Annotated in this window: 9 protein-coding genes; 5 read left to right on the top strand and 4 right to left on the bottom strand. The window is 32.5% G+C overall.

Annotated features, from left to right (window positions below; genetic code table 11):
- The first annotated feature begins 634 nt into the window (after positions 1-634).
- Positions 635-1,324 carry an NUDIX hydrolase gene (locus tag OIU83_RS18155; RefSeq protein ID WP_264207678.1) on the top strand — a complete coding sequence of 230 codons (690 nt, stop codon included), beginning with the start codon at positions 635-637 and terminating at the stop codon, positions 1,322-1,324.
- A 146-nt stretch (positions 1,325-1,470) separates the two neighbouring features.
- Here OIU83_RS18155 and fsa read toward each other — a convergent pair whose 3' ends face one another.
- From fsa to OIU83_RS18170, 3 genes are all read right to left on the bottom strand, one after another.
- Positions 1,471-2,127 (bottom strand): fructose-6-phosphate aldolase, encoded by a 657-nt coding sequence (gene fsa, locus OIU83_RS18160; protein WP_264207679.1) that lies wholly within the window; start codon positions 2,125-2,127, stop codon positions 1,471-1,473.
- Between the two features lie 10 nt (positions 2,128-2,137).
- Positions 2,138-4,192, bottom strand: coding sequence for a transketolase family protein (locus tag OIU83_RS18165; protein WP_264207680.1), 2,055 nt, complete (start codon positions 4,190-4,192; stop codon positions 2,138-2,140).
- Positions 4,193-4,499: 307 nt separating this feature from the next.
- Entirely contained in the window at positions 4,500-5,498 is a 999-nt protein-coding gene (locus tag OIU83_RS18170; protein ID WP_264207681.1) for a GntR family transcriptional regulator, read from the bottom strand.
- Between the two features lie 102 nt (positions 5,499-5,600).
- On the opposite strand from OIU83_RS18170, the gene OIU83_RS18175 reads away from it, so the two are divergent.
- From OIU83_RS18175 to OIU83_RS18185, 3 genes are all read left to right on the top strand, one after another.
- Complete coding sequence (locus OIU83_RS18175) at positions 5,601-6,650, top strand: aldose epimerase family protein (RefSeq protein WP_264207682.1); 1,050 nt, start codon at positions 5,601-5,603, stop codon at positions 6,648-6,650.
- A 59-nt stretch (positions 6,651-6,709) separates the two neighbouring features.
- Positions 6,710-8,395, top strand: coding sequence for a sodium/sugar symporter (locus tag OIU83_RS18180; protein ID WP_264207683.1), 1,686 nt, complete (start codon positions 6,710-6,712; stop codon positions 8,393-8,395).
- Between the two features lie 188 nt (positions 8,396-8,583).
- A complete protein-coding gene (locus OIU83_RS18185) occupies positions 8,584-9,192 on the top strand; it encodes a hypothetical protein (RefSeq protein WP_264207684.1) in 609 nt (202 codons plus the stop codon).
- A 19-nt stretch (positions 9,193-9,211) separates the two neighbouring features.
- On the opposite strand, the gene OIU83_RS18190 is transcribed toward OIU83_RS18185, so the two are convergent.
- A complete protein-coding gene (locus tag OIU83_RS18190) occupies positions 9,212-10,474 on the bottom strand; it encodes an NAD(P)/FAD-dependent oxidoreductase (RefSeq protein ID WP_264207685.1) in 1,263 nt (420 codons plus the stop codon).
- Positions 10,475-10,575: 101 nt separating this feature from the next.
- Here OIU83_RS18190 and OIU83_RS18195 point away from each other — a divergent pair, with 101 nt between their 5' ends.
- A complete protein-coding gene (locus tag OIU83_RS18195) occupies positions 10,576-12,096 on the top strand; it encodes an HAL/PAL/TAL family ammonia-lyase (RefSeq protein ID WP_264207686.1) in 1,521 nt (506 codons plus the stop codon).
- Positions 12,097-12,110 lie beyond the last annotated feature (14 nt).

Here is a 12,110-nt window from a genome sequence, read left to right on the forward strand (position 1 = left end):
AGTTAAGTTAATTAATGTATAATTATAAGTGTTAATTTTACATTTGTAAATTTAACTAAAAAAAAACCTCAAAAACAAATAAATATGATAAAAAAAGGCGTGAAAAAAAATACATCTTGCATTTTAAGTGTAAAAACGACATTTAAAAATTATTGTTATTTTCAAAAAAAGATGCTTTTGAATCATATAATTGTGTAATAGACATACTTTTAAATAAAAAACAGAATTTTTCATAAAAAAACGATTTCGTAAAAATAAGGTGATAGAACCGAAAATATTTTACTTTTGCATAACATTAGTAGATTAAAACAGGTCTTTTTACAATTAATTTCTTACTTTAAGTGTGTTTCATACATTTAAAAAAGATAAAAAAAGCCAATTAAAAGTTAATTAATTGGCGAAAACGTTTGAAATGAAAATAATTATCAACTAAAATGGGTTCTTATTTTACAAAAAATGGCTCACGGATAAATCTTGTTTTTGAAAGAAAATAATATATAAAAACAAGATATATAAGGAATTAAACCAGAATTAATATTTAAAATTTAGATTAAAAAAATTAAGTGTAAAAAATACATTAATAAATTATGAAACTTGTAAGTAAGTTCATATATTTACCCTAAAAATATAGTATATGCTAAATAGTTATAGTGCTGCCGACAAAGTTTTATTAGCAGTAGATTGCATCATCTTTGGATTTGATAATGAGGGATTAAAAATACTTCTGATAAAGAGAGATTTTGAGCCCGAAAAAGGAAAATGGTCTTTAATTGGAGGCTTTTTAAAAAGAGATGAAGTACTAGATAATGCTGCCACTAGAATTCTGAATACCTATACAGGATTTCAGGATATTTACATGGAACAATTGTATGCGTATAGCGAAATTGATCGAGATCCTGTAGAAAGAACAATATCCGTTTCTTATTATGCGCTCATAAATATTGAAAATCATAATGAAGAACTTATAAAAAATTATCACGCGCAATGGTTTAGTATTGCCGATGCTCCCAAGTTAATCTTTGACCATGACGAGATGCTAGAGCATGCCATAAGAAGATTACGCTACAGGACTTCGATTAAGCCAATAGGTTTTGAATTGCTTCCGGAAAAATTTACTATGCGTCAACTTTTAGAATTATACGAAGCTATTTTAAGTAAAGAATTAGATAAACGTAACTTTATCAGCAAAATAAATTCATTGGAGATCTTAATTAAACTAGACGAAAAAGATATGCAATCCTCTCGAAAAGGCTCTTATTTATATACGTTTAATAAAGAGAAATACGAAGAAAAACTATTGAACGATTTTGTATTGAATTTGTAATAGCAAATCATAAATAAAAAGCCTGGTGGGAAATCAAATCCCTGCCAGGCTTTTTGGTCAAAAAAACTACATTATAAAAAACTAACCGATTTTATATCTTTTGCTTTAGCGGCAAATAATAATACTGCTAAAATGGATTGCTCAGATTAACTATTTCCTTTTTGATAATCGGCTAGAAAAGTTGCCAGACCAATATCTGTAAGAGGATGTTTTAATAATCCTTCGATTGCACTTAATGGTCCAGTGATCACATCCGATCCTGTTTTGGCACAATTTATAATATGCATTACATTACGAACTGATGCTGCCAAAATCTGTGTTTCGAAACCATAATTATCATAAATCAATCTGATGTCTTCGATCAAAACCATTCCGTCTGTCGACACATCATCAAGTCTGCCTATAAATGGAGAAACATAAGTTGCTCCTGCTTTTGCAGCTAATAATGCTTGACCTACAGAAAAAACCAATGTACAATTGGTTTTAATTCCTTTATTCGAAAAATATTTTATGGCTTTGACCCCTTCTTTAATCATCGGAATCTTCACCACAATTTGAGGATGTAATGCTGCCAGTTTTTCGCCTTCGGCAATCATCCCTTCAAAATCTGTAGCTATAACCTCAGCACTAACATCACCATCAACCAGTTCGCAAATTTTTAAATAATGATCCAGAATGTTTTGAGCTCCTGTAATTCCTTCTTTTGCCATTAACGACGGGTTAGTCGTTACACCATCCAGAACACCAAGATCATTGGCTTCTTCAATATCTTTTAAATTTGCTGTATCAATAAAAAATTTCATATTCGTATTATTATTTTGTGATTTTAAAATTATTCTCTTCCAGGTATTTGGCAATTTCATTACAGGCATGTTCACTTGTAAATCCGAATTTTTCGTCCAAAATATTGGCTGGAGCCGAATAACCAAAGTGTTCTAATCCAAATACTTTTCCGTTATTTCCCACCAAACTTTCCAGATTAACAGGAAGTCCCGCCGTAAGTCCGAAAATCAATTTTCCGTTTGGTAAAATACTTTCCTGATATGCTTTGGATTGTGATCTGAACAAACCTTCAGATATAATTGAGGCTACATTTATTTTAATTTTTTGTGTTTTTTCAAGTTCTAATGCTGCTTCAATAAGTGTGGCAACTTCAGATCCATTTGCAACTAAAGTAATATCTGGGTTCTCGACTCTTTTTACTAAATATCCCCCTTTTTTAGACTGTAATGCATCATTAAATCTTGATGTTCCAATGCTTGGAATATCCTTTATATCCTGACGAGAAAGAATTAATCCCGTTGGAGTTTTCCTGTTTTGTAAAGCCATTTCCCATGCAACTGATGCCTCTACAGCATCTGCAGGCCTAAGCGCCAAAAGACTTTGATCTCCCGAGTGATTTTTTATTTTTTCCAATAATCGAATTTGTGCTTCCTGTTCTATTGGCTGATGCGTTGGCCCATCTTCTCCAACTCTAAAAGAATCATGTGTCCAGATATATTTTACCGGTAATTCCTGAATTGCAGCCAAACGTATTGCTGGTTTCATATAATCGGAAAACACAAAGAAAGTTGCTACCACAGGAATTACTCCTCCATGAAGTGCGATTCCGTTGGCAAGTGCAGTCATTGTAAGTTCGGCAACACCAGCTTGTAAAAATGCTCCGCTAAAATCCCCTTTCTGTAAAACGGTTGTCTTTTTAAGAAACCCATCCGTTTTATCACTATTAGATAAATCTGCCGAAGAAACAATCATATTCTCTACATTCTCTGCCAAATATCCTAGTACCGCAGCCGAAGCATCTCTTGTCGCTGCATTTGGCTTCTGGATTACACTGCTTAAATCGAGGTCGGGTAATTTACCTGAGAAAAACAATTCCAATTTTTCTGCTAAAACTGAATTCTCCTCTTTCCATTTTGAAATTTCATTCTTTTTCTCCGTCGATTTTGCAATCTTTTGCTCTAAAATTGATTTGTAATGTGCCGCAACGTCATTATAAATTGCAAAAGAATCTTCTGGATTTGCACCTAAGTTTATAAGTGTTTTTTCAAAATCTGCTTTAGTCGCTCCAATTGGTTTTCCATGTAATTCACAATGTCCTTCATACATAGATCCATCTGCGGTTACGCTACCTTTACCCATAATTGTTTTACCAATAATCAAAGTAGGTTTTTGAGTTTCGGCATGTGCCTGAGTCAATGCTTTTCGTATTTGTTCATGATCATGTCCATCAATCGTAATTACTTTCCACCCCCAAGCTTCGTACTTCATTGCTGTATTTTCGGTAGTAACCTCATCGGTCATGGATGATAGTTGAACATCATTGGAATCATAAAACATAATAAAGTTGTTCAATCCCAAATGACCTGCAATTCTTCCTGCTCCTTGCGAAATTTCTTCCTGAATTCCACCATCTGTGATAAAACCATATATCTTTTGGTCGAACAAACCTTTAAATCTTGCATCTAGAAATTTTGATGCTATTGCTGCACCTACCCCCATTGCATGACCTTGCCCTAAAGGTCCCGAAGTATTTTCGATTCCTCTTTTTACATCAATTTCCGGATGTCCGGGAGTTACTGAGCCCCATTGTCTAAAATTCTTGAGATCATTTTTTTCATAATTACCCAACAAATAATACTGTGTATACATTAACGCCGATAGATGTCCCGCATCCATAAAAAAGCGATCTCTAAAAATCCAGTCCATTTCGGTTGGATCATAATCTAAGAATTCTGTGTATAAAATATGCATATAATCTGCACCTCCCATAGCCCCTCCAGGATGTCCGGATTTGGCTTTCTCTACCATCGAAATAGCTATCGCACGTATATTATCTGCTGCTAATTGATCTATCTTTTTATTCATTTTTTAATCGTTCTACTGGTTTAGTTATAGATTTAATTCATTAAAACTTCGGGATCGAAATTGAAACAAATTATAAGTGTGAAATTTACATTTACAAATATAGATAAATTAATTCCATAAAAACAAAAAAAATATTTCTCTATTTTTATACTAAAAAATTACTAATTTGATACACAACAAAACAATCAACAATCATATTGTCATATTTAAACAAAAATACAACTTGATTCCGAAATGTGTTTTCTCAAAAAAAGAAAATCCTAAACTAACGATTTATAACAGACAGGTCCTCTTAAACAATTTCAGATTATAACGAATTCCTCATAATCAATGAAGATTTATTCTCTATGTTTTGCTTCTTTCCAGACACTATCATCTTGGCCATAATTTTACCCATATCTTCAAAATTTGTTGATATGGTTGTTATTCCGTTTTCTACAACTTTTTTTAATGGCGTTTCGTTATAAGAGATGATTCCAAAATCGACGCCAAGTTTCAAGTCTTGCAGTTTTGACTTCTCGATAACCCGAACCAAATCTCTGTCATTTGGAATAATATATACTTCTCCAACTTTGATCTCTCTTTCTCTAAATTCGGTTAGGATTTCATTATCAAATGAAAAATCATTACAAAATTTCAAGAACCCAATTTTCATTCCTGTAGGTTCCCTAAACCCGGGAAAAATCATGATAAGTTTATTGTACTTATCCAATTTTGGTTTTCCTTTTACTAAAGCATCATAGATATCTTTTGGGAAATTTTGAGAAACCGAAGGATATTCTTTTAAAGCATCATTAGTTTGATCCAGTATATAAACTTCATTGACTGGTAGGGTTTTTATGCATGAAGCTGCTTCGGCCAAATCGGTTGGCATAATAATATACTTAGTATATGCCCCATTATTATCCTTTATCAATTTCTTGAAAACCTGAATATTAAAATAATAAAAAAAGATATCGACTTGTACATCTTCACCTATATTTCTAAGAAAAGAAATATAAATATCTTCCTTAAAAATGTTAAGTTCATCAAAGAGTAAAAAAAGGCGTTCTTTAATTGTAATCTCTACACTTTTAACATAATAACCTTTCCCAGGAATGGCATAAATGATACCTCTTTTTTTTAATTCTTCATAAGCTTGTAAAACGGTATCTCTGGATAAAGAAAAAGCCAAACAAACTTTATTTACAGATGGTAATCTATCTCCTTTTTTCAAATTTTTCTCATTAATAGCCTTTTCTATTGAGGCTATAATTTGCTTGTATTTAGGAATTCCTAAGTTGTTTTGAATGGAAATTATATTCATAAAATGATAGATTTTCACGCAATATACGAAAAACTGGTAGGTACTGGTATGAGTCGTATTAAAATATGTATATTTTTGAATTTCATTTTTCACAAAAAAATAATGAAAATAAAACACAAATCACATTTTCAAGACATAAATACAACAGAATTCTTTGGTATATTGCCAGACAATAAAGCTATTCATTCTTATAAATTGACGAACAAAAATGGCATGCAAGCTACTATTATCGATTATGGTGCAACTGTTACTGCATTAAAAGTTCCTCGTGAAAATGGCGAACTTGTAGATGTAGTTTTGGGATTTGATAGCTTAGAAAAATATTTAAAATCATATTCTCTATCTGGTTCACCTTACTTTGGCGCTACTGTAGGAAGATATGCCGGCAGAATAAATAATGGAACTTTTACTTTAAATGATAAAACCTTTCATTTAAACAAAAACAATAATAATCATTCTCTTCATGGTGGAATTATTGGTTTTGCTCAAAAAAAATGGGAAGTAGAAACTATTATCGAAGGCGAAAATCCATCAATAACAATGACACTTTTAAGTCCTGATAACGAAGAGAATTATCCCGGAGATTTATCAATAAGCCTTACTTATACATTATCTGAAGACAATGAGTTGCAATTGGAATACACTGCAACCACAACCAAAGACACAATCATAAACCTAACACATCACAGTTATTTTAACCTTAACGGGCATGATTCTAGTGTTGCAGATCAGGAGATGATTGTAAACTCGGATAAGATATTAGAAACAACACCCGAAAATATTCCAACAGGTACTATACTGAATCTTACTAATCATGTATTCGATTTTAGAACTCCTGCAAACTGTCCTACTCTTATTGATAATTCATTTATAATAGAAACCGAAAGTGACATTGCTGCTGCTCTTTATAGCCCAACAAATGGATTACGCATGACTGTTTATACCAATCAGCCAAGTGTTCATGTATTTGTAGGTGGGAATTGCGGTGATATCAAAGGAAAAGAAAACGTGGCGTATCATTCCCTAAGTGGGATTTGTTTTGAAACTCAAAACTATCCAGATGCTCCAAATCATTCTCATTTTCCCAATTCGATTCTAAAAAAAGAAGATACATACCAACACAAAACAGTCTATAAATTTCAATCTATTTAAATAACCAAACTCAAAATAACCATAACATTTTATATTAATTACTTAAAATACTATTACCCATGAACCAAAACCTTGCTTTCGCAGATTATGCAATTTTCATTATCTACTTTATAGTAGTATCAACATATGGCTACACCGTATACCGCAAACGAAAAAAAGACGAACAAGATGCCAAAGCTTATTTTCTTGCTGAAGGAAACTTAACATGGTGGGCAATTGGAGCTTCATTAATTGCATCTAATATTTCGGCAGAACAGTTTATCGGAATGAGTGGTGAAGGTTTCTTTTTAGGAATAGCTGTTGCCGCTTACGAATGGATTGCTGCTATTGCCTTGATAATTGTTGCTGTATGGTTTATTCCTGTTTATCTTAAAAACAAGATTTATACCATGCCACAATTCTTAAAAACACGTTATAATGAATCGACTGCTTTAATCATGGCGGTTTTTTGGTTGTTTTTGTATGTTTTTGTAAATCTTACCTCTATTTTATACTTAGGAGCTGTTGCTATTAATGGATTAGCAGGAGGAGAATATCTTCATGTAATCATGGTTGGATTAGCACTTTTTGCTTTGATAATCTCTTTAGGAGGTATGAAAGTTGTTGCTTATACAGATGTTATTCAGGTTGCGGTATTAATCATTGGTGGTCTGGTTACCTCTTATATCGCCTTAACAACTGTAGGTCAATATTTTGGAGTAGGTGAAAATGCAATTGCAGGTTTTAAAGTGTTGATGCGTGAAGCTCCGGAACACTTTAAAATGATTATCCCAAAACCTACTGCAACTTCTTCTCAACTGGAAATCGATAAATATTTAACGTTTCCTGGTTTATTATCATACGTTGCAGGTATCTGGATCATCAATCTTAACTACTGGGGTTGTAACCAATACATTACGCAAAGAGCTTTGGGTGCCGATTTACAAACTGCTCGTACAGGTATCTTATTTGCCGGTTTCTTAAAATTATTAATGCCTGTAATTGTTATGTTACCTGGTATTGCTGCTTATGTTTTATACCAAAACGGACATTTACCTCAACTTGTTGGAGGAAAAGATGGAGCTTACTCTGCGGTATTAACATTTTTACCAACTGGTTTAAAAGGACTATCGGTGGCTGCATTAACTGCGGCGATTGTAGCTTCGTTGGCTGGTAAAGTAAATAGTATTTCGACAATTTATACATTAGACATTCATAAAAAATACATCCAAAAAGAAGCTGGAGAAAAACAACAAGTAAACATTGGTAGAATTGCTGTTTTTGCTGCAATGCTTTTAGCAGTTCTATTCACTTGGAATGACGTTTTAGGAATTGGTGGAGTTGGTGGATTTACATACATCCAAAAATATACCGGTTTCATAAGCCCAGGAGTTTTTGCTATGTTTATTCTTGGTATGTTCTGGAAAAGAACTACAGGAACTGCTGCAATAGTAGGTGTGATTTTAGGATTTGTATTATCTGTTTTATTTAATGAATATGCTCCAATGTTATTTGGTAACGATACCTTATTATATACAGCTTATCCAAACGGAAAAGGAGCATTTGAAATTCCATTCCATATTTGTATGGGATTATCTTTCTTCTTTACGACTCTTGCAATGGTTCTTATAAGTTTTGCAGGTCCAAAAGTAAATCCAAAAGCATTCGAATTAGACACTACAATGTTCAAATTAAAACCACAAACAACTGTATTGATCGTAATTACGTTATTGGTAATTGCATCTTTATATGTGAAGTTCTGGTAATAAATAATTTTTTAATTATTGGAAAAAGGATACTGTGATGGTATCCTTTTTTGTTTGTATCTAATTCTTTAACACAGAGACCCAATACTAAAAATTAACACAATAAATAATAATATTTTGTACATCTGTGTTTTGTTTTTATATACTTTTGGACACCTTTTTTAATTAACCAACCTTACTTAAACAACATGAAAAAATTAGTAGTAGCATTTTTATTCCTCTCTTGCGCAATGTCGGCGCAGGATATGAATGTAGTATCTGGGGATTTTAAATTCCTAAAAGACCAAAAAGAAATCAACGTTGAATTTGATTATAGCAAATTCACGATGATGAAAGAAAAAAAGACAGAAGCACAATATGTTGAGGAAAGAACCAAAGATTTAAACACAAAAACAAGGGGAACCGGAGACATTTGGAAAAAGAAATGGAACTCTTCCAAAGAATTAATCTGGAATCCTAAGTTTCTAGAATTAGCCAATGTTATTTTTACCAAAGATGGCAAAGATGTTAACTTTCAAGAAGGCTTAACAAATGCTCCTTATACATTAATTGTAGAAACTGTTTGGATTTATCCGGGTTGGGATGCAGGAATAATGAAACAAGCTGCAAAAGTATCTACCAATTTAAAATTTGTAGAAACCAAAAACAAATCAAATGTACTACTTGAAATTTCCAGCGAAGAAGCTCCTGGAGATCAATGGGGAAACAACTACAGCAATGAATCAAGAATAGGAGAAGGATATGCTAAAACAGCAAAATCACTTGCCAAAATGATTCTGAAAAAAGCATACAAATAAGATTCAAAAAACAAAAACCCTAGTTTGCACTAGGGTTTTCTTTTTTCTTGCTTTCCATATTTAAAAGGTAAGCCATATTTTTAATTACATTATCGTGTTTTTTTACAAATGGATTTTCTTCGTCCCAAACATATCCTGCAAGTACAGCACAAATTTTACGCTTGACATCTGGATTCTCAGGCTGATGAAAAAACAATGTTTGCAAGTTACCCGTATACCATTCTTTTACATAAGTAGTAAAAACATTAATTCCACGTTTCATATATTCGGTAAATTCTACTTCCCAATCAACAGAAATTCCTTGTGATTGCTTCAAATATAATTTTGCAGCCAGCATTCCCGATTCGGTAGCAAAAGCAACTCCCGATGAAAAAACAGGATCCAAAAATTCGGTACTGTTTCCTGTAAGTGCAAAACCATCACCATACATTTTTTTAACCGAGCGAGAATAATTTTCCAACTTTATAGGTTCGAATAAAAATTCGGTTCCCTGAAATCTTTTTATATAATAATCCGAAAGCTGAATCGCATTTTTTAATGCCTCGCTATTATTTTTATTTTCAGAAAGTGAATTAATAAAATCTGTTGGACCTACAACTCCCAAACTTGTATTTCCGTTAGAAAAAGGAATTACCCATAACCAAACTTCGGTTTCAAGAACATCAAATGAAATTAAAGTTCCTTCTTCACCATCTGGTCTGTTAATATCTTTTACGTGTGTAAAAATAGAAGAATGCGGATCTAATGCCGAAGGTTTATCCAGATCCAAAAGTCTTGGCAAAACTCTGCCATAACCACTAGAATCAATAATAAATTTGGCATGGATTTCTTTTAAGTTTCCATTTATATCTTTTACAATAGTAATCGAATCGCTTCCTTGAAAAGAGACTTCAACGACCTCCGACTCAAATTCCAAATCAATTCCTTTTCGTATTAATTCCTGAGCCATCGTATTATCAAAGTCGGCTCTGGGTACTTGCCATGTCCAATCCCATCCTTCAGAAAATTTATTAGAGAAATCAAATACACAAATTTCGTTTCCTCGAATAAATCTCGCCCCTAATTTCTTCTCAAAATTCATCGCATTTAGGCTATCAAATAATTCTGCTTCGGCAAAATGATCCATAACGCGGGGAATCAAACTCTCACCAACAACAATTCTAGGAAATTTAGTTTTCTCAACAACCTTTATCTTGCAATTATTCTTACAAAGATAAGCGGCCGAAACACATCCAGATGGTCCTGCCCCTATTATTAAAACATCTACAAACTCCTTTAACATATACGAATTGTTATTAATTATTAACTTACATTTGCCCTCATCAAAATAACTACATTTATTTTAATAAATAAAATTAATTTAGCATAATCAAAAAGGGTTAAATGAACACAATTGGGGAATATTTAAGTTTAAAAGAATTTGAATCCATAATCTTTGGAAATAGTAAAATTGACATCAGTAAAGTTGTCTTAGATCGAGTAAATGAAAGCTTTGATTTCTTGAAAGAATTCTCAGGAAACAAAGTTATTTATGGCGTAAATACAGGTTTTGGACCTATGGCGCAATACCGCATAAAAGACGAAGATCGAATTCAGTTACAATACAATCTAATAAGAAGCCATTCTTCCGGGACAGGAAAACCATTAAATGCAGCTTGTGTAAAAGCAGCAATTCTGGCTCGATTAAATACACTTTCTTTAGGGAATTCCGGAGTACATCCTTCAGTGATTCATTTAATGAAAGAATTTATAAATAAAGATATCACACCATTAATTTTTGAACATGGAGGTGTTGGAGCAAGTGGAGATTTAGTTCAACTATCTCATCTTGCCTTAACATTAATTGGTGAGGGAGAAGTTTTTTACAAAGGCGAAAGAAGACCTACAAAAGAAGTTTTCGAAATTGAAAACTTAACTCCTATTCAAGTAGAAATTAGAGAAGGTCTTGCGCTTATAAACGGAACATCGGTAATGACAGGAATTGGTGTTGTAAATGTACACCATGCCAATAAATTACTAGATTGGTCTTTAAAGTTTTCATGTGCAATCAATGAACTTGTACAAGCTTATGACGATCATTTTTCGGAAGAATTAAACCAAACGAAACGTCATAAAGGACAACGAGAAGTAGCTGCAAGAATGAGACAAAATCTTTCGGACAGTACATTAATTCGTAAAAGAGAAGACCATTTATATACAGGTGAAAATACCGAAGAAATTTTTAAAGAAAAAGTACAGGAATATTACTCTTTAAGATGTGTGCCACAAATTTTAGGTCCTATCCTGGAAACTATAAATAATGTAGGTTCAATTCTGGAAGACGAATTTAACTCGGCAAATGACAATCCTATTATAGATGTAAAAAATAAACATGTATATCATGGAGGTAATTTCCACGGAGATTATATTTCATTGGAAATGGACAAGCTTAAAATTGTTGTTACCAAACTTACTATGCTTGCAGAACGTCAATTGAATTATTTATTGAATTCTAAAATAAATGAAATCCTTCCTCCATTTGTAAACCTTGGAACTTTAGGATTTAATTTTGGAATGCAAGGAGTTCAGTTTACTGCAACCTCAACAACTGCCGAAAACCAAATGTTGTCTAACCCAATGTATGTACACAGTATCCCTAACAACAACGACAATCAGGACATTGTAAGTATGGGAACAAATGCTGCCGTAATTACTGCAAAAGTGATCGAAAACTCATTTGAAGTATTGGCAATTGAATTGATTACTATCGTTCAGGCAATTGATTACTTAGAACAAAAAGATCAAATCTCATCTGTATCCAAAAAAATATATGATGATGTTAGAGCTATCATCCCTAAATTTAAAGAAGATCAGGTAATGTATCCTTTTGTTCAAAAAGTAAAAGACTACCTGATAAACAATTAATATTTTATTTCACA

It is taken from the genome of Flavobacterium shii (assembly GCF_025847235.1).
Taxonomy (GTDB): domain Bacteria; phylum Bacteroidota; class Bacteroidia; order Flavobacteriales; family Flavobacteriaceae; genus Flavobacterium; species Flavobacterium shii.